The organism is Micromonospora sp. LOL_013 (assembly GCF_048060315.1).
Taxonomy (GTDB): Bacteria; Actinomycetota; Actinomycetes; order Mycobacteriales; family Micromonosporaceae; genus Micromonospora_E.
The window spans coordinates 101454-124431 of sequence record NZ_JBHMIQ010000019.1; the positions used below are offsets into that span (position 1 = coordinate 101454).

Genomic DNA, 22978 nt, shown 5'->3' on the forward strand with positions numbered 1-22978 from the left:
GGACATGCTCAGCGGGTCCCCTCGGTGACCGCACCGGGCTGGCCGGGCTGGCCGGGCACGGTCGGTGGTGCCGCCACGTCGGCGGTGCGCGGCGCGACCGCGCCGGCCTCGACACGCCGCAGCCGCTGCTCGATCGCGTCGCCGAGCCGGTCGCGCAGCTCGGCCACCGGGATCTTGTCGACCAGCTCGGCGAAGAACCCGCGGACCACCAGCTTGCGCGCCTCGGCCTCCGGGATGCCCCGGGCCATCAGGTAGAACAGTTGCTCGTCGTCGAACCGGCCGGTGGCGCTGGCGTGCCCGGCCCCGGCCACCTCGCCGGTCTCAATCTCCAGGTTGGGCACCGAGTCGGCCCGGGCGCCGTCGGTCAGCACCAGGTTCCGATTGATCTCGTACGTGTCGGTGCCGGTGGCCTCGGCGCGGATCAGTACGTCGCCGACCCAGACGGTGTGCGCGCCGTCGCCCTGCAGCGCCCCCCGGTAGCCGACGTTGCTGCGGCAGTCCGGCACGGTGTGGTCCACCAGCTGCCGGTGCTCCAGGTGCTGGCCGGCGTCGGCGAAGTAGAGCCCGAACAGCTCGGCGTCGCCGCCCCGGCCGGTGTACTCGACGCTGGTGAACTGGCGTACCAGGTCACCGCCGAGGGTGACCTGGATGTGCGTGACCCGGGCGTCGCGGCCGAGCCGGAACTTCAGATGCTGCGCCTGCACCGCGTCGGATGCCCAGTCGGCGATGGTGACCAGGGTCAGCGTCGCACCGTCACCGACGAGCACTTCGACGTTGTCGGCCAGGGTGGTCGAGCCGACCTGGTCGAACACCAGGGTCACCTCGGCGAACCGGCCGACGTCGACCAGGGTGTGCCCGTACGCGATCTGGTCCGTCCCGGTGCCGAGCACCCGGACCACGGCCGGCTCGGCCGGGGTGGCCTCCGGTGCGACCTCCACCAGCAGGACCTCGGAGCACCCGGTGTAGGCCAGAGCGCTGATTCGGTCGAACGGGGTCAGTACACCGCCCATCCGTCGGTCGGTGCGGTCGACCTGACCCGCTGTCACCCCGGCGGGCAGATCGGCGTACTCGTACCGGACCGAGCCGCTGGCCGCCGGAGTCCCGGTGGCCAGTCCCCGCATCCGCTTGAGCGGGGTGAAGCGCCACTCCTCCTCCAGGCCGGTGAGGGCCGGGAAGTCGGCGACATCGTACGAGCGCAACGCCTGCGACTTGGTCTTGGGCGGCGCGGAGGCCTGAATAGTCATCTCTTCCTGTTCTCGGCGGTGTCGGTGGGGCGGTGTCTCGGGCGGGTCAGCCGACCGCGCCCTCCATCTGCAGCTCGATCAGCCGGTTCAGCTCGAGGGCGTACTCCATCGGGAGTTCCTTGGCGATCGGCTCGATGAAGCCCCGGACGATCATGGCCATCGCCTCGTCCTCGCTCAGACCCCGGCTCATCAGGTAGAACAGCTGGTCGTCACTGACCTTGGAGACGGTCGCCTCGTGCCCCATGGCGACGTCGTCCTCGCGGATGTCGACGTAGGGGTAGGTGTCCGACCGGGAGATCGCGTCAACCAGCAGCGCGTCGCACTTCACCGTCGACCGGCTGTGCTGCGAGCCCTCCAGCACCTGGACCAGCCCACGGTAGGAGGTGCGCCCGCCGCCGCGGGCGATCGACTTGGAGACGATCGTCGAGGAGGTGTGCGGGGCCGCGTGCACCATCTTCGCGCCGGCGTCCTGGTGCTGCCCCTCGCCAGCCATCGCCACCGAGAGCACCTCGCCCTTGGCGTGCTCACCGGTCATGAACACGGCCGGGTACTTCATGGTGACCTTGGAACCGATGTTGCCGTCGATCCACTCCATGGTGGCGCCGGCGTGGCAGACGGCCCGCTTGGTGACCAGGTTGTAGACGTTGTTCGACCAGTTCTGGATGGTCGTGTAGCGGCAGCGGGCGTTCTTTTTCACCACGATCTCGACCACCGCGCTGTGCAGCGAGTCGGAGGAGTAGATCGGCGCGGTGCAGCCCTCGACGTAGTGCACGTAGGCACCCTCGTCGACGATGATCAGGGTCCGCTCGAACTGGCCCATGTTCTCCGTGTTGATCCGGAAGTAGGCCTGCAGCGGGATCTCCACGTGCACGCCCTTCGGCACGTAGATGAACGATCCACCGGACCAGACCGCCGTGTTCAGCGCGGCGAACTTGTTGTCGCCGACCGGGATCACGGTGCCGAAGTACTCCTTGAAGATGTCCTCGTGCTCCCGCAGCGCGGTGTCGGTGTCGAGGAACACCACGCCCTGCTCCTCCAGGTCCTCACGGATCTTGTGGTAGACCACCTCGGACTCGTACTGGGCCGCGACGCCAGCGATCAGCCGCTGCTTCTCCGCCTCCGGGATGCCCAGCTTGTCGTAGGTGTTCTTGATCTCCTCGGGCAGGTCCTCCCAGCTGGCGGCCTGCTTCTCGGTGGAGCGGACGAAGTACTTGATGTTGTCGAAGTCGATTCCGGTGAGGTCGGCACCCCAGGCCGGCATGGGCTTGCGGCCGAACAGCCGCAGCCCTTTGAGCCGCAGGTCGAGCATCCACTGCGGCTCGTTCTTCTTGGCGGAGATGTCACGCACCACCGCCTCGTTGAGCCCGCGCTGGGCGGCGGCGCCGGCCACGTCGCGGTCGGCCCAGCCGTACTCGTACCGGCCGAGGGCCGCGAGGTGCTCCTCCTGGGAGATGGGCGCGACGGTCTGCTCGGTCATCTATCTGTCCTCACAGTGCTGGTGACGTGGTCGGTGGAAACATTGATGGCAACGGTCGGGGTGCCGCCGGCCCGTCTCGGGTCTGGAATGTGCGTGGTGCACACCCCGTCGCCGTGAGCGATGGTGGCCAGCCGCTGCACGTGGGTGCCGATCAGGCGGGAGATCACCGCAGTCTCAGCCTCGCACAGCTGCGGAAACTCGGCAGCCACATGGGCCACGGGACAGTGGTGCTGGCACAACTGCCCCCCGGAGGCGATCGTGGATGCGTTGGCAGCGTAGCCCTCGGCGCTGAGTGCGGCGGCGAGAGCTTCGGCGCGGGCGATCGGGTCCGCACCGGCATCGTCGATCGCCGCCCGGCACCGCGCCTCCAGCCCGGCGACCTGAGCCGCCGCGAACGCCTCGAGCTCCGCCTCGCCGCCGTGACCGGCAATCCAGCGCAGCGCGGCGGCGGCCATACTGTCGTAGCGGTAACGCCCGTGCCGGGACCGGGCGTCGTCGCTGAGCCGGAAGACCTTGGCCGGCCGACCGCGTCGTCGACGGGCCCGGGTGACCGCGTCCCGGGTCACCACGTCGCCGTCGGCGAGCATCGCGTCCAGGTGTCGGCGGATCGCGGCCGGGCTCAGCCCGAGCTCGTCACCGAGCTGAGCGGCGGTCGCCGCCCCCCGCTCCAGCAGCAGCGCGACCAGGCGGTCCCGGGTACGCCCGTCCGGGCCGGCAGCGACCGCACCGGTCGCCGACCCGCCCTCTGGAAGGCCCACCCTGTTTTTCACTACGCCAACGTTACGTATTTCAGCGGTCGGCCGCAAACGCGCCCCCGGGTGATCCACCGCACCGAGCCTGACCGCCACCGCGACCAGCACAGCGAAGCCTTGCCGCAGTCGGCCGGCGGCACCGCAGGGCTGTGGTACCGGCGGCACCGCACAGTTGTGGTATCCGCCATATCGGTACGATTGCCGCCGTGCCCGTCTCCCCGTCCGGTCGACTGTCCGCCGGCCCCGCCCTGCTCCGGCGGCTCGCGCTCGCCTCACTGGTGGCCAACGTCGCGATCGTGCTGACCGGGGGCGGCGTGCGGCTCACCGGGTCCGGGCTCGGCTGCCCGACCTGGCCGCGCTGCACCGACGACTCCTACGTCACCACGCCGGAGATGGGCGTGCTCGGCATCATCGAGTTCGGCAACCGGGTCCTCGGCATCCTGGTCGGCATGATCGCGCTCGCCACCCTGCTGGCGGTGCTGCGGTCCCGGCCACGCCGGTTGGACCTGCGCGGACCGGCCCTCGGCGTTCTAGGTCTGGTGATCCTGCAGGGCCTGATCGGCGGGGTCAGCGTCCGGGTGCAGCTCAACCCCTGGGTGGTGGCGCTGCATTTCATGCTGTCGATGGTCGCCGTAGCGGTGGCGTACGGATTGTGGCGACGGGTACGCGCCGGCGGCCGCACCACCCGCGACGTGGTGGCCCGGCCGCTGCGCCAGTTGGCCCTCGTGATCACCGCCGTGAGCTTCGGGGTGCTGGTGCTCGGCACCGTGGTGACCGGCAGCGGCCCGCACGCCGGTGACCCGGACGCCGGGCGCACCGGGCTGGATCCGCAGGCCATGTCCCAGCTGCACGCCGACTCGGTCACCCTGCTGATCGGGTTGTCGGTCGCCTGGTGGTTCGCGTTGCGCGCGGTCGGCGCACCCCGACCGGCGGTCCGCGCGGCCGCCGTGCTCGTCGTCGTGGAGATCGCCCAGGGACTGATCGGCGTGGTGCAATACCTCACCGACCTGCCGGTCGCGCTGGTCAGCGCGCACATGCTCGGCGCGTGTCTGGTGTGGCTGGCCACCCTCGGCGTGCTCTGGTCGACCCGGACCCGGGAGCCGACCGGGCCGGATTCAGCCGCTACCAGGGTGGTTTCTGACGACGGCAACGAGCGCCCCCTGGCCAGAGCGCAACCTTAAGATCACCAACCGTTGAAGACGGTTGAAGACGGCAGACCTATCCCCATAGCGGAGAGTACCGGTGAGGCTACGCCTGTGCCGGGGCACAACCACCGGCACGACGAACCGGGCGCGGCAGTGACGGTCCCCCCGTGCCGTGGCTGCCGCGCCCCTGGTCGGTTCCCTGCCTGGACCAGACCCGCGTAGCGGTACCCCGGACGATCCTCCGTCACCGCACGCGCACTCCCGCGTTTTCCTGACTGACCCACTTTCGGAGTTCCCGCGTGTCTACCTCCCGAACGAGCCGGTCCGGCACCGTCGCCGCGACGTTGGCCCGGTCCCGCCTGGGCGTACCCCAGGTGTTGTTCTTCGTTCTCGCCGCCGCCGCGCCCCTGACCGTGGTGGCCGGCGGCGCCAGCACCGGCTATGCCGTCACCGGCACCACCGCGGTGCCGGTCGCCTACCTGCTCATCGCGGTGGTGATGGCGGTCTTCGCCGTCGGCTACGTGGCGATGAGCCGGCACGTCGTCAACGCCGGCGCGATGTACAGCTACGTAGCGCACGGTCTCGGCCGGATCCCCGGCATCGCGGCGGCGTTCGTCGCCGTCGTCGCGTACAACGCGATGCAGATCGGGCTGTACGGCGCCTTCGGCGTGGTTGCCGCCGAGGTACTCGCCGTCGCCGGTGCCACCGTGCCGTGGTGGCTCTGCGCGCTGGCCGGCTGGGCCCTGGTGACCGCGCTCGGCCTGGCCCGCGTCGACCTCAACGGCCGGATCCTGGCCGGCCTGCTGCTGGCCGAGCTCGCGGTCATCATCGGCTACAGCATCGTCATGGTCGGCCACCCCGCCGACGGTGCCGCCGCGGCGGGTCTCGACCCCCGCCAGCTGCTCACCCCGGGGGTGGCGGCGATGCTGGTCGGCGGCATAGCCGGTTTCGTCGGTGTCGAGGCCGGCACGGTGTTCGCCGAGGAGACCCGGGATCCGCGTCGTACGGTCGCCCGGGCCACCTACCTGGCGGTGACGATCGCCGGAGTCTGCTACGCGGGTTCCGCCTGGACGATGGCGGTGGCGGCCGGCCCGAACGACGTCGTCGCCCAGGCCCGCGAGCACGGCACCGAATTGATGTTCGTGCTGGTCGACCCGCACATCGGCACGACGCTCGTGGACGCCGGCCGGTTGTTGTTCCTGACCAGCCTGTTCGCCGCGCTGCTCGCGTTCCACAACACCGTTGCCCGGTACCTGTTCGCCCTCGGGCGGGAACGGGTGCTGCCGGCGGCGCTCGGCCGGACGAACCGGCGGACCGGCGCGCCGAAGCTTGGCTCGCTGGTGCAGAGCGGGCTGGCCGTCGCGGTGATCGTGGCGTACGCGGCGACCGGCCTGGATCCCATCACCCACCTGTTCTTCTGGGTGACCGTCACCGGTGGGCTCGGCGTGCTGATCCTGATGACCGTGACCTCGCTCGCGGTGATCGGCTACTTCCGCCGCGACCCGCGTGGCGAGTCGGCCTGGCGGCGACTGGTCGCGCCGGGCGCGGCCACCGGCGCGCTCGGGCTGATCCTCATCGGCACCGTCACCAGCTTCGGTGACCTGCTCGGCATCGGCGCGTCCCCGCTGCGCTGGTGGTTCCCGGCCGGGTACGCCCTGGCCGCGCTGGCTGGCGTCGGCTGGGCGCTCTGGCTGCGCGCCAGGTGCCCGCAGACGTACCGGACGATCGGCTGGGGCGCCGACAGCGGCACCGCGCTACCGGTGCCACCGGCACCCGTCCGGCCGCCGGCCCACGTCTAGTAGCCGCCGACCAGCCGGACGTCCAGCCGCAGGTTGCCGCGGCGGACAACGAGCGAGACCCGGGCGTAACCGCCCGGGTCTCGCTCGGCTCTGATTCTCCAGCTGACGGACCGCTCGTCCAGTCACGCAACTGGTCGTCGTTCGTTGTGCAGGACGGGAACGGGCTGGTCAGCGCGCCAGACTGCGACGCGACATCGACCGCCACAGGTCGTTGCTGGGTCGCATCTGATCCATCAGCTCCCGCTCCCACTCGTTCTCAATCTCGACCCCCGCCTTGAGGCAGGCGGCGCGGGCCACGTCGGTGCCGTCAGCGAACTGGTCGCCCCAGGCGCCGTCCTCCCCCACCAGGACGATCCGTGCGCCACGCTTGCCGACATACTCGATGACCGCCTTCGCACCGCCGTGGCCAGCGGCGAAGGACCGGATGCCGGCGACCAGACCAGAGGGGGCGTCCCCCGGGACGGATTCGGTCGCCAGCGTCGTATCGGAACCATCTGCCATACGCGAAGCGTAAGCAGAGCGACGACGTTTCGCCGATCGGATGTCGGCTTTTTGTGACTCCAATCATCCGTGGGCTTAAGAAGTTCCACAGATGATTGATCGTGATTTCTACTATGAAAAGGGACAAATTTCAGCACGAAGAACGGCAAACACGACAGAAGTTAGGGACCCGGACGGGCGAGACCCAGCGTCAGGTCAGAGCGACCCAGCGTCAGATCAGCGCGTCCATCGCCACGGCGACGAAGAGCACCGTGAGGTAGGTCGTCGACCAGTGGAACAGCCGCATCGGCTGGACCGGCAGACCACGCCCGGACCGGCGCTGCAGCCGGTGGGCCTCCAGCAGGAAGACGACCCCGACCACGACCGCCGGCACCGCGTAGATCGGCGACATGCCCAACGGCCAGACCAGCACCGACGACCCGACCGTCAACCAGCTGAACAGCACGATCTCCACGCCCACCCGACGTTCGGAGGCCACCACCGGCAGCATCGGGATCCCGGCCCGCGCGTAGTCCACCTTGTACTTGATCGCCAACGCGTAGAAGTGCGGCAGCTGCCAGAAGAACACCACGGCGAACAGCGCCCAGGCCACCGGGGCCAGGCCACCGGTCACCGCCGCCCAGCCGATCAGCACCGGAGCGGCGCCGCAGATGCCACCCCAGAACGTGTTCTGCGGCGTCGTGCGCTTCAACCACAGCGTGTAGACGAGGTCGTAGTAGGCGATCGCCGCGAGGGTCAGCCCGGTGGCGATCCAGTTGGTGAAGACCGCCATCAGGGCCACCGAGCCCACCGCGAGCACCAATCCGAAGATCAGTGCGTGCCTGGGGCCGACCACGTGGTTCGGCAGCGGCCGGCGCTTCGTCCGGCGCATCAACTGGTCGATGTCCCGGTCGATGAAGCAGTTCAACGCGTTCGCCGCACCGGCGGCCAAGGTACCGCCGACCAGCACCACCGCCACCAGCCCCAGCGACGGCAGCCCACCGGCCGCGACCATCATCGTCGGTACGGTCGTGACCAGCAGCAGCTCGATGATCCGCGGCTTGGTGAGCGACACGTACGCCCGGACCACGGCCAGCCCGGGGGCGGCCACCGGTCCCGGATCCACCACCGCTGTGCCGGGCACCCGGTCCGCTTCGACGACGGACCTGACCCGCGCCCGGTCATGGGCGGGGCGCTCGGTGACCATGCTCACGGGCTGCACCTTCCGGCGTCGGCGGCGGGTGACCTTCAACTGGCGGCGCGACCTGCGGGCCGACGCGCCTCCGACAGCGTACGCGCAGGTATTTCGCCTGCCCGGCCGACCCGTCACCGGTGCTCGTCGTCACACCCGGCAGGCTTTCCACCGGCCACGATGCGTATCCCCCGGTGGTCGGTCGGAGGTTCCGACGACCGACCACGCCCTGGACGACCATCCGGTTGTCGAGATCGGCGGGCGCGCGTTCAACCCTGCTCGATAGGGTCGTGACGAGGGTTCCGCCTACCTGCTGGACGAGGAGCACATCCACCGTGGCTGCAACACCAACCGATGCCCCCCTGAACTGGTCCGACCTCGACCGCCGCGCGGTCGACACCGCACGCGTGCTGGCCGCCGACGCCGTGGAGAAATCCGGCAACGGCCATCCGGGCACCGCGATGAGCCTCGCTCCCGCGGCGTACCTGCTGTTCAACCGGGTCATGCGGCACGACCCGAGCGACCCGGACTGGGCCGGCCGGGACCGGTTCGTCCTCTCCGCCGGCCACTCCAGTCTCACCCTGTACATCCAGCTCTTCTTCTCCGGTTACGGCCTGAGCCTGGACGACCTCAAGGCGTTGCGGCAGTGGGGATCGCTGACCCCCGGACACCCGGAGCACGGCCACACCCGGGGTGTGGAAACCACCACCGGGCCGCTCGGCCAAGGGCTGGCCAACGGGGTCGGGATGGCGATCGCCGCCCGCCGGGAGCGCGGCCTGCTCGACCCGGACGCCGCACCCGGCGAGTCAGTCTTCGACCACAACATCTGGGTGATCGCCTCCGACGGTGACATCGAAGAGGGCATCACCCACGAAGCCAGCGCCCTGGCCGGGCACCAGAAGCTCGGCAACCTGACCGTCGTCTACGACGACAACCAGATCTCCATCGAGGACGACACCCGGATCGCGCTCAGCGAGGACGTCGCCGCCCGTTACGCAGCGTACGGCTGGCACGTGCAGACCGTCGACTGGCGGGCCGGCGCGGCCGGCGACGGCGAGTACCACGAGGACGTCGAGGCGTTGTACGCGGCGCTGACCGCCGCCCGCGCCGAGACCGACCGCCCGTCGTTCATCGCGCTGCGCACCATCATCGGCTGGCCAGCGCCGAAGAAGCAGAACACCGGCAAGATCCACGGCTCGGCGCTCGGCGCCGACGAGGTCGCCGCCACCAAGGAGGTCCTCGGCTTCGACCCCAACCAGCACTTCGCGGTCGACGACAAGGTCTTCGCCCACATCCGCGAGGTACTCGACCGGGGCCGGCAGGCACACGCGAAGTGGACCGAGAAGTACGACGCCTGGGCGCAGGCCAACCCGGAGCGCAAGGCGCTGCACGACCGGCTCGCCACCCGTACCCTGCCGACCGGCTGGACCGACGCGCTGCCGGACTGGCCGGCGGACCCCAAGGGGGTCGCCACCCGGGCCGCCTCCGGCAAGGTGCTGACCGCGCTCGCCGCCGAGCTGCCGGAGCTGTGGGGCGGCTCGGCCGACCTGGCGGAGAGCAACAACACCACGATGAAGGGCGAGCCGTCGTTCGTCCCGGCCGAGTACGCCACCAAGGAGTTCCCCGGCCACGAGTACGGCCGCACCCTGCACTTCGGCATCCGCGAGCACGCCATGGGCGCGATCCTCAACGGCATCGCGTTGCACGGCGGCACCCGCCCGTACGGTGGCACGTTCCTGGTGTTCAGCGACTACATGCGCCCGGCGGTGCGGCTGGCCGCGCTGATGAAACTCCCGGTGATCTACGTCTGGACGCACGACTCGATCGGGCTCGGCGAGGACGGCCCCACCCACCAGCCGATCGAGCACCTGTCGGCGCTGCGGGCCATCCCCGGCCTGGACGTGGTCCGCCCGGCCGACGCCAACGAGACCGCCTGGGCGTGGCGGGTCGCCCTGGAGCACACCGACCGGCCGACCGCGCTGGCGCTGACCCGCCAGGCGGTGCCGGTCATCGACCGGGACGTCTACGCCTCGGCCGAAGGAGTCCGCAAGGGCGGCTACGTGCTGGCCGACGCCGGCAACGCCCAGCCGCAGGTGATCCTGATGGGCTCCGGTTCCGAGGTGCAGCTGCTGCTCACCGCCCGGGAGCGCCTCGAAGCCGAGGGCGTCGCCACCCGGGTGGTCTCGATGCCGTGCCAGGAATGGTTCACCGAGCAGGACGAGGCGTACCGCGAATCGGTGCTGCCGCGCGGGGTCAAGGCCCGGGTCAGCGTCGAGGCCGGCATCGGCATGTCCTGGCGCGGCCTGGTCGGCGACTGCGGCGAATCGGTCAGCATTGAACACTACGGGGCCAGCGCCCCATACCAGGTGCTGTTCGAGCAGTTCGGCTTCACCGCCGACGCCGTGGTCGCGGCGGCGCACGCGTCGCTGACCCGGGTCGGCGCCATCACCGGCACCACCACCGGAAACTGAGGAGGCACCAGATGACAGACCGATTGGGTGAGCTCACCGCCGCAGGCGTGGCGGTCTGGCTCGACGACCTGTCCCGGCAACGGCTCAGCACCGGCAACCTGGACCAGCTGCGCCGCGAGAAGCACGTCGCCGGCGTGACCACCAACCCGACCATCTTCGCCGCCGCGCTCGCCGACGCCGACGAGTACAACTGGCAGCTGCGTGACCTGGCCGCCCGGGGCGTCAGCGTGGACGAGGCGGTGCGGATGCTCACCACCTACGACGTGCGATGGGGCTGCGACGTGATGCGCCCGGCGTACGAGACCAGCGGTGGCGTCGACGGCCGGGTGTCGATCGAGGTCGACCCGCGGCTGGCGTACCGCACCGCGGAGACCGTCGCCGAGGCGAAGGCGCTGTGGTGGCTGGTCGACCGGCCGAACCTGTTCATCAAGATCCCGGCGACCGAGGCCGGGCTGCCGGCGATCACCGCCACCCTGGCCGAGGGGATCAGCGTCAACGTGACCCTGATCTTCTCGCTGGACCGCTACAGCGCGGTGATGGACGCCTTCCTCGCCGGCCTGGAGCAGGCGAAGGCCAACGGCCACGACCTGACCACCATCGGCTCGGTCGCGTCGTTCTTCGTCTCCCGGGTGGACACCGAGATCGACAAGCGCCTCGACAAGATCGGCAGCGACCAGGCCAAGGCACTCAAGGGCAAGGCCGCCGTGGCGAACGCGCAGCTGGCGTACGAACGGTACGCGGAGACCTTCTCCTCGGACCGCTGGCAGGCACTGGCCGACGCCGGCGCCCACCCGCAACGCCCGCTGTGGGCCTCCACCTCGACGAAGAACCCGGCCTACCGGGACGTCATCTACGTCGAGGAGCTGATCGCCCCCGGCACGGTCAACACCATGCCGGAGTCGGTGGTGCACGCCTACGCCGACCACGGCGAGACCCGGGGCGACACGGTCACCGGCTCCTACCCGGCCGCCCGGCAGGTGCTCGACGACCTGATCGCCGTCGGCGTCGACCTCGACGACGTGGTCAAGACCCTGGAGTCGGAGGGGGTGAGCAAGTTCGAGGCCAGCTGGCAGGAGCTGCTCGACGGGGTCCGCTCGTCGCTGGACGCGGCGGCGGCCGGTGCCGGTGAGCCGAACGCGGCGGCCGGTGGGCACGCCGCCGCGGCCAAGCAGGCCGGAGGTAACGCATGAGCGACTTCTTCGACGGCGGGGTCGAGGCTGCGGCCGGGCTGAGCGTGTACGGGGCCGACGCGGTCGACGCCTCAGCCGCCTCGTCGACCCGGGGCGCGCTGGTCGGCGACGGGGTGCCCGGCTCACTCGCCCGCAAGGACCCGACGCTGTGGGGCCCGGACGCCGAGGCCGAGGCGAAGATCCGGCTCGGCTGGCTGGACACCTTCACCCGCAGCCGGGACCTGCTGCCGCAGCTCGCCGAACTGCAGGCCGAGCTGGGCGACCTGGACCACGTGGTGCTGGCCGGAATGGGTGGCTCGTCGCTGGCGCCCGAGGTCATCTCGCTCACCGTCGGCAAGCCGGTAACCGTGCTGGACACCACCGACCCGCACCAGGTGCGGGCGGCGCTCGGCGACCGACTGGACCGGACCGTCGTGGTGGTGGCCAGCAAGTCCGGCGGCACCGTGGAGACCGACAGCCACCGTCGCGCGTACTGGCAGGCGTTCCTCGACTCGGGGCTGAGCGAGGCCGAGGCCGGGCGGCGGTTCGTCATCGTCACCGATCCCGGCTCGCCGCTGGCCACCACCGCCGAGGAGATGGGCGCCACCGTGGTGCTCGCCGACCCGGAGGTCGGCGGACGGTACTCGGCGCTGACCGCGTTCGGTCTGGTCCCGTCGGCGCTGGCCGGCGTGGACGTGGTCGAGCTGCTCGACCAGGCCGAGCAGCTGTCCGCCGCGCTCGGCGGCGACCGGGACAACCCGGGGCTGGCGCTCGGCGCGGCGCTCGGCGCGGCGGCCACCACCGGCCGGGACAAGGTAGCGCTGGTCTCCGACGGCACCGGCATCGAAGGGCTCGGCGACTGGATCGAGCAGCTGATCGCCGAGTCAACCGGCAAGGACGGCATCGGCATCCTGCCGGTGGTCGTCGAGGCACCGGACGCCCCCGGCGCCGCCGGCCCGGACGTGCTAACCGTCACCTACGGCGGTGCCGGCCAACCGGGCGGGGTGCCCGGCGGCGGGGTCCGCCCCGACCTGGCGGTCAACGGACCGCTCGGCGCGCAGTTCCTGGTCTGGGAGTACGCGACGGCGGTCGCCGGCCGGGTGCTCGGCATCGACCCGTTCAACCAGCCCAACGTCACCGAGTCGAAGGAGAACACCAACCGGATCCTGGCGTCCGGGCCGCCGACCGAGGCACCGTCGTTCGTCGACGGATCCATCGAGGTGTACGGGCCGGACGGCGTACCGGGTGAGCTGGTCGGCGCGCTGCGCTGGCTGATCGACGGCGTCGGCACCGACGGATACCTCGCGGTGATGGCCTACCTGGACCGGTTCGGCGACGCCGATGCGGCCGGGATTCGCCCACTGCTGGCGGCCGCCGCCGGCCGGCCGGTCACCTTCGGCTGGGGGCCGCGGTTCCTGCACTCCACCGGGCAGTACCACAAGGGCGGGCCGCAGGTCGGCGCGTTCCTGCAGATCACTGGTGCGGTCACCGACGACCTGCCGGTGCCCGGTCGCCCGTACAGCTTCGGTGAGCTGCAGGCGGCGCAGGCCGCCGGTGACCGTGAGGCGCTCGCCGGGCGGGGCCGGCCGCTGCTGCGGCTGCACCTGACCGATCGGGCCGCCGGCGTCGCCCAACTCCTGGACACGATTCGAAACCTGCCCAGCTGACAATTGGTCCGGAGGAAAACGGACTGAGGAGGCGACGTGAACCCCCTGCGCGACCCGCAGGACCGGCGGCTGCCGCGCATCCCGGAGCCCTGCGCTCTGGTGATTTTCGGTGTCACCGGTGATCTGGCTCGCAAGAAACTACTCCCCGGCATCTACGACCTGGCCAACCGAGGGCTGCTGCCACCCGGCTTCGTGGTGCTCGGCTTCGCCCGGCGGGACTGGACCGACGGCGACTTCGAGTCGCTGGCCCACGACTCGGCCAAGGAGTACGCGCGTACCCCGTGGCGGGAGGAGGTCTGGTCCCGCCTGGCCGGCAACATCAAGTTCGTCGGCGGCTCGTTCGACGACGACGCCGCGTTCGACAAGCTGTCGGCCTGCCTGGACGGGCTGCGCGAATCGCACGGCATCCACGGCAACGCCGCGTTCTACTTCTCCATCCCGCCGTCGGCGTTCCCGCAGGTGCTCAAGCAGCTGGCCCGCACCGGCATGGCCGACAACGAGCGGTGCGGCGGCTGGCGTCGGGTGGTGGTGGAGAAGCCGTTCGGCTACGACCTGCCGTCGGCGAAGTCGCTCAACGACCTGGTGGACGACGTGTTCACCCGCGACGACGTGTTCCGCATCGACCACTATCTGGGCAAGGAGACCGTCCAGAACATCATGGCGCTGCGGTTCGCCAACAACCTGTTCGAGCCGCTGTGGAACTCCAAGTACGTCGACTCGGTGCAGATCACCATGGCCGAGGACGTCGGCATCGGCAGCCGGGCCGGCTTCTACGACGCCACCGGCGCCGCCCGTGACGTGGTGCAGAACCATCTGCTGCAGCTGCTGGCCCTGGTCACCATGGAGGAGCCGACCAGCTTCGACGCCGCCGAGATCCGGGCGGAGAAGCTGAAGGTGCTGCGGGCGATCAGCCTGCCCGACGACGTGGCCGCCGGCACCGTCCGCGGTCAGTACCTGAAGGGCTGGGTGGCCGGGCAGCGGGCCGTCGGCTACCTGGAGGAGCCGAATGTGCCGGCCGACTCGACCACCGAGACGTACGTGGCGATGCGGCTGGGCATCCAGAACCGCCGGTGGGCCGGGGTGCCGTTCTACCTGCGCGCTGGAAAGCGGTTGCCGCGGCGGGTGACCGAGGTGGCGGTGATGTTCAAGGCCGCACCGCACCTGCCGTTCAACGGCACCGATGTTGAGATGCTCAGCAACAACCAGCTGGTCATCCGGGTGCAGCCCGACGAGGGTGTGGTACTCAAGTTCGGCGCCAAGGTGCCGGGCACCACCATGGAGGTCCGCGACATCGCGATGGACTTCCAGTACGGCGAGGCGTTCACCGAGGCCAGCCCGGAGGCGTACGAGCGGTTGGTACTCGACGTGCTGATCGGCGACCGCACCCTGTTCCCCGACGCCGCCGAGGTGGAGCAGAGCTGGCGGGTGATCGACCCTCTCGAAGAGGCATGGGAGGGCACCCGGCCGGAGCCGTACCGGTCCGGCGAGTGGGGTCCGCGGGCCGCCGACGAGATGCTGGCCCGCGAGGGCCGGTCCTGGAGGAGAGCATGATCAGCCTGTGGGACACCACCGGCAACGAGGTGGTCAAGGCCCTGGCCGCCGAGCGGCGCAGCGCCGGCGGCGTGGCCAGCGGGATGGCGCTGACCCTGATCGTGGTGGTCGACGAGAAGCGGGTACGCGAGGCGGAGGCGGCGGCCACCATCGCCGCCGCCGCCCACCCGTGCCGGCTGCTCGTGGTGGTCCGCTCCGACATCGACCGCAAGGTCAGCCGGCTCGACGCCGAGGTGGTCGTAGGCGGCCGGCTCGGGCCGTGCGAGGCGGTGGTCATGCGCACCTCCGGTCGGCTGGCGCTGCACGCCGAGTCGGTGGTGATGCCGCTGCTGGTGCCGGACGTACCCGTGGTGACCTGGTGGCACGGTGAGCCGCCGGAGCAGATCGCCAACGACTACCTGGGGGTCGTCGCCGACCGGCGGATCACCGACTCGGCGCAGGCCCCCAACCCGGTGCAGGCGCTGCTGCAGCGGGCGGTCGACTACGCGTCCGGTGACACCGACCTGGCATGGACCCGGATCACCCCGTGGCGCACCCTGGTCGCCGGGGCGTTCGACACCACCGACGCGCAGATCACCGGCGCCACGGTGACCGCGCCCCGGGCCGACCCGACCGCCGCCTTGATGATCAGCTGGCTGGCGGCCCGGCTCGGCATAACCCCGCGCTGGGAGGAGACCAGCGCGTTCCCCCGGATGCGGTCGGTGGAGCTGCGCTGCGCCAACGGTGACGGGCTGAGCCTGGTCCGCGAGGACAGTTCGGCGATGTTCACCCGGACCGGGCAGCCGGAGCGGCAGATGCCGCTGGTCCGTCGACCGCTCGGCGAAGAGCTCGCCGAGGAGCTGCGGCGGCTCGACGCCGACCAGGTCTACTCGGAGGCGCTGGGCACCCTGGCCGGGCTGCCGGATCTGTCGGCCCGGCCCGCCAAGCGGGTGCACATCTGGAAGGACCCGGCGAAGGCCACGGGGCCGGCAGCCGGCACGGACCCGGCGGTCGTCGCGGCCGGTCCGGCGCGGAGCGGCTCGTGAGCGGCCCCGGCATGCTCGTCGTGCATCCGGATGCCACCGTGCTGGCCAGCGCGGTGGCATCCCGGCTCGTCGTCCGGCTGATCGACGCCCAGGCCGAGCGGGGCGAAGCGTCGGTGGTGCTGACCGGCGGCCGGGTCGCGGCGGCTGTGCTGCGCGCGGTCGGTGAGTTGCCGGCCCGGCACGCGGTCGACTGGTCCCTGGTGGACGTCTGGTGGGGTGACGAGCGGTTCCTGCCCACCGGCGACCCGGACCGCAACGAGACCCAGGCCCGCGAGGCGCTGCTCGACGTACTGCCGCTGAGTCCGCAGCGGGTGCACGCGATGCCCGCGTCGGACGGGCCGGACGGCGACGACCCGGAGGCGGCCGCCGCACGGTACGCCGCCGCCCTCGACCGGGTCGCCGGTCCCGGTACGGCCCCGCTGCCCCGGTTCGACGTGCTGATGCTCGGCGTCGGCGAGGACGGACACGTGGCGTCGGTGTTCCCGGGGCATCCGGTGACCGGCGAGACCCGCCCGGTGGCGGCGGTACGGGACAGCCCGAAACCGCCGCCGACCCGGATCACGCTGACCCTGTCCACCATCAACACCGCCGACGAGGTGTGGCTGGTCGCCGCCGGGGCGGACAAGGCGGCGGCGGTCGGCAGGGCGTACGGCGGCAGCGACCCGGTCGCCGTGCCGGCAGCCGGCGTACGCGGCGTGCGCCGCACCTGGTGGCTGCTCGACCAGGCAGCCGCCGCCGAGGTGGCGATGACGGCAGCAGCGGCCGACTGACCGGGCCTTGCGTTTCAGTGGCCGCCGGACGTCGCCGTCCGGCGGCCACTTCGGTCCGACGGCCGCTTCAGTCCGGTCCGACGAAGGCGAGCAGCCGGTCGAGAGGTCGTGGCAGGGTGTCGCGGGCAATGGCCGCCTCGACGAGCAGCCGGGCGTAGCGTGACTTGCGGCGCGAGCCGCTGCCCATGAACCGGCGCAGCTGCGCCTCGGGCCGCCGCCCCCGCCAGGCGGGCTGGCCCTGCAGCGTACGGAACGATCCGAGGTCGCCCTGCGAGTCCAGGACGGTCTCCACCGTCTGGACGCCCAGGGCACGGATCAGTTCGTCCTCCAGGTCGTCGACGCAGACGAAGAATCCGAGATTCGCCAGATCGGTCCGGGTGCGGGGCGTACCGACACCGGCGGCGGCCAGTCCGCGCCGGACGATGTCCGCCTCGGCCAGGTCGCACAGCCCGGCGAGCCGCACCCGCGACCGCAGCGGGCCGAGGCCGGTCAGGAACCGGCCCGTGGCATGTGCTCCACCGATCGGCACGACCGCCACCCGTTCGGCGTCGAAGTCCCAGCCACGGCCGGCCGCCGCCGTCTCCACCGCGATCTGGTCGCTCACGCCTTCGACGAGCACCAGGGCGACGGCGCGGTCGATCTTCACCAGCGCGTCGGCGGTCGCCTGGACCGGTGCGTCGGGACCGCTGGCATAGCCGTCGAGCACCCGGCGGGCAAGCTCACGGCGACGAGCGGCGTCCACGGTCTCGCCTACCGGCACTTGGTGTCATGACCGCCATCGTCCGTGAACGCGGCCCGGCCGACAACCGGTAAATTCGCGCTCCGTAAGCGTCGGAAGACACGCCTTCGGATTGAAGAAGTGCCATCGGCGATGGTTGTCGTAGGCCTCCAGGCGAAACCGGAGGCCTACGCACCAAGGACAAGAGGAGCCGGCCCGGCTCAGGTGACGGCCACGGCGGCAATGGCCAGTACGCCAACTGCCAACGTCCGGATGGACCAAGTGATTCGGACAAACTTTCGGTATGCCACCATATTCGCTACCCAGAGCTGCCCAGCGATCGCCCGTTCAAACCCGTCCGGATCGTCGGAGGCGTCCAGCCACGCATCGATAAACGCTTCTCGATCGTCGCCGTACCGCTGGGCGACGTTCTCGAAGTAGTGCAGCGACCACGCCGCCGTTGCCTGCTGACGTGGGGCCAACGTGTAGAGCGCCAGCAACGCGCTGAGCGCGACGCAAGCGCCGGCGACAAGCAGGATGCTCTCGGACAGGGGTCCATGGGCGGACGGCAGTTGCCCAGCCAGAACACCGGCAGCGGCGAGAACTGCCGCCGCCTTCACATCGGCAAAACGAATCATCTCGTTCGCCTGTTGCAGGGAGGCTCGCCCGGCTTCCCTCATGAGCCTTCCAGCCTCTCTGTCAGATCGGACCGATCGTATGATGAAAACAACTGCCCAAGCTGACTAACCAAAAATCGGCGATCGGCGTCCTCGAGTCGCCCGAGGAATTCACCAATCAGCTTGGCAATCACCAGGAACCGTGCATCCTCCCGGTTCCTGAACTTCTCAGCAATCCCCTCGAAGTCAATGTCTAGCATCGATTTAAGCTGGTCGGGATGGTGGTAAAGCCAGTAGCTGCGGGCGACATCGGGATGGGAGTAGACACTCTCCCTCAAGTACCTGATCCGATCCAGCTCGGCCCGCTGCCGCTGGCGTTCCAGGGCTGCCTGTCGATTGATTTCTAGGATGGCCTCTGCGGCCGCGTACGCTTGCCGGCCGACCGTCAAACGCACGCTGACGCCGTCGGGAGTACAAGTATTTACCTCGTTTTCGGCATTGCCGGCCTGAGTGACGCAGTATCTGGCGGTCACCTGATCGGCCCGGTCTGTCACCCTCCGCCGCGCCGCCCAGAAGGCAGCCCGGTCATCGCCCTTCCACCAGCACTGGAAGGTCGCGTTGAACATCACATACGGATGGCAGCTGCGTAGCTCGGCGGTGAATGTGACGGGCTGTTCGGGTTCCTCGGTTCTCGTCCGCCGACCTGACAGCCGAACCCGCCAGTTCTCGATCATGCGACAGCCAACGGATTGGCGCGTTGCAATCGTTCCTGAATTTGGTCACGCAGGCCGCGGGCAGCCGGATGCTCCTCGTCGCAAGCCACCGGCTGCCATTCGAACAGCAATCGCGTCATTCGGGCGAGACGTTTACTGGCACCTTGCCCGTTCCCAGCGGCACCAACCATGAGGTCGGAGATCAAGTGCTCGTACGTCGATTCCCTGGTTGCCGCGTCCAGCCATCGCATAAGCGCATCGAGGATGCCACCCTGCGGCACAGCGTCGGTAAACAGGAAGGATAGGGCGTCTTTCAACTTGGCCCGCAGGGCCGCGTCGCCGGCCAGTTCAGTGAGGAGAATCCCGGCCTGTTCTGGGGTTTCGGAGATCGCCGCCAGCGCGAGCAGGCCTACACTTTGGCGCTCGTCGCGTTCGGCAGCCCAGTCGATGATCCGCTGCAGGGTTGGCTGCCGGTGCATCGGCCGTTCCCAGAGCGACTTCACGGCTGTCACCACCGCATCAGTGACGGATTCCACCCCACGTCCGGCCAGGTTGTTCAGTCTGGTCAGCGCCACTTGCGGATAGGCATCGGCGAGCGCTCCGCAGCAGACTTCAGCCACGACACAGAGCAGCGGGTGGCTCCCCGAATACTTGGCCCACTGGTTCAGCCGCCCACGCATCGCCGGTCCAGCCTCGGGGCTCAGGGTCAACGCCGTCATCAGGTCGACGACCAGCGGACGCAGAGTCTTGTAGCTCCACCACCGCTCGACCAAGGTCCGCACCTCGGGCGCGTCGGCACCGGGAAGTGCCCGGGTCACCTCGAGCATGGCCGAGGCCACCTGTCCTGCGACGCGGGCGTTGGCGGATCCACCACTGCGAATCGGCAGGTCGGACGCCCAGGCCCAAAGGCGTGTACGAAAGGCCTTCGACTGGTCGCTGTGCACGTAGCGCAGAATCGCGACGTCATAGGACGGCAGGGTGAAAAAGATCCGGTGCTGATCGTCGAGATTGGCACTGACTTTATTAGCCAGCTGCCGGATCCCCGGCGCGCCAATGCCGCCGCGTACATTCGCCGGCTCGGCAAGCTTCTCGGCAAGCTTCTCCATAGCGTGTAGGACGTTCGTGGCCTGCGCCCCTTGCAGGAAGGCCAAGGTAACGAGAAAGAGCCTGGTTCGTGGATCTGGGTTGCGCTCAAACCAGTCGCCCAGTTCTTCGTCCCAGTTCCGATATGCCTGGAATGCCTTACGTACGATATCGCCAAGGAGTTCCTCCGGATCGCTCGCAGCAGCTCGGATCCGGTTGGACAGCCTGGTGATCTGGGCCGGAGTGGCATCAGCCAGCATCTCTCGCAACGGCGGTTCCTGAAGTAGCGCGTCTACGTTCAGGCGCGCGTGCTGGTCGGTCAGAAGTCGGCGCAACAGCTCTTCACGTGCGGGGGCAGTCACCGTGAGAGCCGCGAAGCCCGGGACGTCCTCCGACCTCTCGAGCGTGTCCGGCTCGACCAGGACGACCAGATAGGAATCCCGCTTCTCTACTTCCTCCCGGTATGCCATCAGTACCTCGCGCAACCGCCCATCACGGCTTCCAGGCGGGACCGTGAGCAGGTACGAGCACCGGCCGTACGACTCCCATGGCACCTCGGCGACAGGCAGGAGCGACTTCTCGTCATCATCAGTCGGGATCTCCCGTCGGGGCGACGGAACGGCGGCGAGCAAGCCAACTGCGGCCGTACGCCGGCCGGTGTCGCGGCGCGCGACCAGCAGCACGTGACGCCGTTCCTGCAGGATGCGGGCCGCCGCTTCCCTGGACAGCCCATCCGGACCGTAGGCGCGGTCCACGAAGCTGTCCATCGTCTCCCGTACAAAGGCGTCGGACAGTTCCCAAGCTGCCCGGTAACGCCCGAGCCAGTTGTGGACATTCAGCACCTGGTCGCGGGCGACGTGCCCGGCGACCTGTCCGTTGTTCTTGTTGACGTACTGGCCGCCGTTCTCGGTGACGGCGATGCTGTCGTCGATGTCATCTGCGTAGGAATCGTCGATGTCGGGGTCGACGGGCTCGATCGGATCGGTCATCATCGGCTACTGTCCCGCTGCTGCGTCATGTTCTCGACCGTGGTGGCGACCTGGCCGTTGTTCTGCCTCACCCGTGGTCCGGAGATCCGGGGACTTATCCGCTTCTCCCCTGCCGGCGCCGCAGGAGGAGACGACGCCGGCAACACGCCGACCAGGTTTCCGGAGATCACGGGCACGTGGAGCCACGCCCGTTGTTCGAATGCCTTGCCGTCGACAGTCGCCGTAACCGGAATGCAACGGTCCGGATGCAGTCCGGCGTATCCGGCGGCGATGACGTCCTTGAAGACGCGGTCGGAGAATACGCAGGCCACGTAGGTCACGCGCGGGCTGGCCCCGGCGAGCATGGCCTTCACAGGTGCGGAATCGAGCAGACGATGAGCATCGTTGCGAGACTCCCCGTTACCTGTCCAGTGAGGGCTCTCCGGGTCGGCCGGTAGGGGACCGACGTGCAGGCTGACCCGCAACTGCAGTTGCGTCCGGGCGTGGCGGTTGTGCTCGGCGAGACGTTGCTGGAGCAGGCTCGGGAAGGGGTCCACCAGGTAGGGCAGAACGCGAGTCGGAAGTCCGACGGCGAATCCATCTCCGGTCGGGCCGAGGAATGAGGGACGTTCCCACTCCTTCCGCAGCCCGGCAACGGTCAGCGCGTCACCAACCAGGTCGAGCAGCCTGTTGCTGATCGCCTGATGAGTGCTACCTGGCTCCTCGGTGAAGCCCTTGGCGTCCACGGCCAGGATCGCCCGGTACGGGGGGAGATCGATCGAACTAGCGAACGGGATGTGTTCCACAGGAGTCCCTTCTCGAGGACGGACTCCCTCAGCGTCGGTCGGGACCGCCCGGTGCTCTGCCCAGTTCTGGGCAGAGCCCGTGTGACCGATCGCTCAGCGCCGCCGGATCCACGATGATGACCTCACGGCGTCCGGTGGTGACGATGCCGGCCTCGCGTAGGGCAGTCAGTTCAGCGACGACCGCGTTGCGCGAGGCGCCGACCAGTTCGGCGAGTTCTGCCTGGGACAGCCTGATAGCGGGTTGTCCGTCGGCTCGTTGGCTCTCCGTGTGGAGCTGAACCAGCGCCCGGGCCAGTCTTTCCCGCACGGGCAACAGCGCCAACGCCGTACGCTGGACATCGGAGGTACGCAGCCGGCTCACCGTGTAGGAGGCAAAGCCTGTCGCGAACGCAGGCCGACCGAGAAAGCGTCGGAACTGTGGACCCGTCAGCAGCCGGGTGACCGTGGTGGTAAGGGCGGTGACCGTGGCCGACCGGGGTTGCAGGTCCACAGCGGCCAGATCGCCAACCACATCGCCGGCGACCCGAAGCGTCAGAATCGCGCGGCTTCCGTCCCTCTCCGAGCGAACGATCTTGACGCAGCCGGCCAGGACCACATGCACGTGCTGCGTGGTGTCACCTTGGCGCAAGAGCACGTCGCGAGGTTCGAAGCGGACAGGAATCCCGGTGCTCCGGACTCGGAGCCATTCTTCCTGAGGGAGATGAGCAACAAGCCCTGACTCGCTGCATTCATGCATGCACATATTGTATCGCCGACAGCTACAGCTTCGAACGACCGGTTGATGTGGTGCATGATCCAGTACCCCGTCGCCAGTAGTCACGAGAGTGCCGCACTGGCCGAAGCCCAGGCGGTACCCCATCCATACAGTCAACGGCTCCACCGCACTACCAACTGGCACCAGGGCTACGCTCGATGATCAGGCTGGGTACAGCCCGTCAGCTATGACGTCTGGCGGATTTGCGCTTTTGAGCAGCAGGTGACCCGGCCTCTCGCCGCCGAGCTAAGCTAAGCGTGGCGCTGCGCGAGATCGGCGAGGATGTCCCGGGCTGCTCAAGTCGCGGACCTACGGTCCTTCAACCATGCGGCTGCGGCGACGAGTTCTGCCAGAGCCTCTACACGCAGCCACCGCCGGTCGGTGCCTCAGCCTCGATCCACCGATGAAGGTCGGACCGGCAGGACCCCGGCTATAGAAAGTGCCCTCTGAACTGGAAGGATAGGAGTTCTGACGCTTCTATCACCCGGTTCGAGAGGGCACCTCGCAAGTGAGAATACGCCAGGACGCGCCGGTGGTGCGCGCGACGTTCGACGATCCGAATCTGGTGTCGTGTGCC

The 22978-nt window shown here is 69.6% G+C and carries 18 protein-coding genes and 1 pseudogene; 8 read left to right on the top strand and 11 right to left on the bottom strand.

All coding sequences use genetic code 11. From position 1 onward, the window contains the following. Window positions 1-8: 8 nt before the first annotated feature. Genes sufD through ACFHWS_RS14795 form a run of 3 tightly spaced genes read right to left on the bottom strand, consistent with a single transcriptional unit; the run spans window position 9 to window position 3491 of the window. Window positions 9-1244, bottom strand: a complete 1236-nt coding sequence (gene sufD / locus ACFHWS_RS14785) for a Fe-S cluster assembly protein SufD (RefSeq protein ID WP_416554852.1) — start codon at window positions 1242-1244, stop codon at window positions 9-11. Between the two features lie 46 nt (window positions 1245-1290). Further along, window positions 1291-2721, bottom strand: coding sequence for a Fe-S cluster assembly protein SufB (gene sufB, locus ACFHWS_RS14790; RefSeq protein ID WP_282231248.1), 1431 nt, complete (start codon window positions 2719-2721; stop codon window positions 1291-1293). Next, window positions 2718-3491, bottom strand: coding sequence for a helix-turn-helix transcriptional regulator (locus ACFHWS_RS14795; RefSeq protein WP_416554850.1), 774 nt, complete (start codon window positions 3489-3491; stop codon window positions 2718-2720). Before ACFHWS_RS14795 ends, sufB begins: the two co-directional genes overlap by 4 nt. Window positions 3492-3679: 188 nt before the next feature. Between ACFHWS_RS14795 and ACFHWS_RS14800 the strand changes: the two genes are divergently transcribed. Both ACFHWS_RS14800 and ACFHWS_RS14805 read left to right on the top strand, forming a co-directional pair. Further along, on the top strand, window positions 3680-4654 hold the full coding sequence (locus tag ACFHWS_RS14800) for a COX15/CtaA family protein (RefSeq protein WP_416554848.1): 975 nt from the start codon (window positions 3680-3682) through the stop codon (window positions 4652-4654). Between the two features lie 263 nt (window positions 4655-4917). Continuing rightward, window positions 4918-6417 (top strand): APC family permease, encoded by a 1500-nt coding sequence (locus tag ACFHWS_RS14805; RefSeq protein ID WP_416554846.1) that lies wholly within the window; start codon window positions 4918-4920, stop codon window positions 6415-6417. Window positions 6418-6585: 168 nt separating this feature from the next. Here the strand turns inward: ACFHWS_RS14805 and ACFHWS_RS14810 are convergent, their stop codons facing one another. Next, window positions 6586-6918 (bottom strand): hypothetical protein, encoded by a 333-nt coding sequence (locus ACFHWS_RS14810; protein ID WP_123602407.1) that lies wholly within the window; start codon window positions 6916-6918, stop codon window positions 6586-6588. Window positions 6919-7129: 211 nt separating this feature from the next. Further along, window positions 7130-7990: pseudogene (locus ACFHWS_RS14815) on the bottom strand (heme o synthase); the annotation flags it as partial. Window positions 7991-8424: 434 nt separating this feature from the next. Here ACFHWS_RS14815 and tkt point away from each other — a divergent pair. Genes tkt through pgl form a run of 6 tightly spaced genes read left to right on the top strand, consistent with a single transcriptional unit; the run spans window position 8425 to window position 16742 of the window. Next, window positions 8425-10560 (top strand): transketolase, encoded by a 2136-nt coding sequence (gene tkt, locus ACFHWS_RS14820; RefSeq protein WP_416568367.1) that lies wholly within the window; start codon window positions 8425-8427, stop codon window positions 10558-10560. 11 nt (window positions 10561-10571) lie between these two features. Further along, complete coding sequence (tal, locus tag ACFHWS_RS14825) at window positions 10572-11750, top strand: transaldolase (RefSeq protein WP_416554842.1); 1179 nt, start codon at window positions 10572-10574, stop codon at window positions 11748-11750. Continuing rightward, on the top strand, window positions 11747-13396 hold the full coding sequence (locus tag ACFHWS_RS14830; RefSeq protein WP_282231255.1) for a glucose-6-phosphate isomerase: 1650 nt from the start codon (window positions 11747-11749) through the stop codon (window positions 13394-13396). The genes tal and ACFHWS_RS14830 overlap by 4 nt, the downstream gene beginning before the upstream one ends. Before the next feature lie 36 nt (window positions 13397-13432). Beyond that, complete coding sequence (gene zwf / locus ACFHWS_RS14835) at window positions 13433-14947, top strand: glucose-6-phosphate dehydrogenase (protein WP_281550404.1); 1515 nt, start codon at window positions 13433-13435, stop codon at window positions 14945-14947. Continuing rightward, a complete protein-coding gene (locus tag ACFHWS_RS14840) occupies window positions 14944-15972 on the top strand; it encodes a glucose-6-phosphate dehydrogenase assembly protein OpcA (protein ID WP_416554840.1) in 1029 nt (342 codons plus the stop codon). Before zwf ends, ACFHWS_RS14840 begins: the two co-directional genes overlap by 4 nt. 11 nt (window positions 15973-15983) lie before the next feature. Further along, complete coding sequence (gene pgl / locus ACFHWS_RS14845; protein WP_416568377.1) at window positions 15984-16742, top strand: 6-phosphogluconolactonase; 759 nt, start codon at window positions 15984-15986, stop codon at window positions 16740-16742. A gap of 67 nt (window positions 16743-16809) precedes the next feature. On the opposite strand, the gene ACFHWS_RS14850 is transcribed toward pgl, so the two are convergent. From ACFHWS_RS14850 to ACFHWS_RS14875, 6 genes are all read right to left on the bottom strand, one after another. Then, window positions 16810-17484 (bottom strand): TOPRIM nucleotidyl transferase/hydrolase domain-containing protein, encoded by a 675-nt coding sequence (locus tag ACFHWS_RS14850; RefSeq protein WP_416568368.1) that lies wholly within the window; start codon window positions 17482-17484, stop codon window positions 16810-16812. Window positions 17485-17681: 197 nt separating this feature from the next. After that, on the bottom strand, window positions 17682-18140 hold the full coding sequence (locus ACFHWS_RS14855) for a Pycsar system effector family protein (protein ID WP_289213090.1): 459 nt from the start codon (window positions 18138-18140) through the stop codon (window positions 17682-17684). Further along, window positions 18137-18811, bottom strand: a complete 675-nt coding sequence (locus ACFHWS_RS14860; protein WP_416568369.1) for a hypothetical protein — start codon at window positions 18809-18811, stop codon at window positions 18137-18139. Before ACFHWS_RS14860 ends, ACFHWS_RS14855 begins: the two co-directional genes overlap by 4 nt. Beyond that, window positions 18808-20865, bottom strand: coding sequence for a hypothetical protein (locus ACFHWS_RS14865; RefSeq protein ID WP_416568370.1), 2058 nt, complete (start codon window positions 20863-20865; stop codon window positions 18808-18810). Before ACFHWS_RS14865 ends, ACFHWS_RS14860 begins: the two co-directional genes overlap by 4 nt. Continuing rightward, on the bottom strand, window positions 20862-21647 hold the full coding sequence (locus tag ACFHWS_RS14870) for a hypothetical protein (RefSeq protein WP_416568371.1): 786 nt from the start codon (window positions 21645-21647) through the stop codon (window positions 20862-20864). The genes ACFHWS_RS14865 and ACFHWS_RS14870 overlap by 4 nt, the downstream gene beginning before the upstream one ends. 28 nt (window positions 21648-21675) lie before the next feature. After that, window positions 21676-22383, bottom strand: a complete 708-nt coding sequence (locus tag ACFHWS_RS14875; protein WP_416568372.1) for a Crp/Fnr family transcriptional regulator — start codon at window positions 22381-22383, stop codon at window positions 21676-21678. Window positions 22384-22978: the final 595 nt, after the last annotated feature.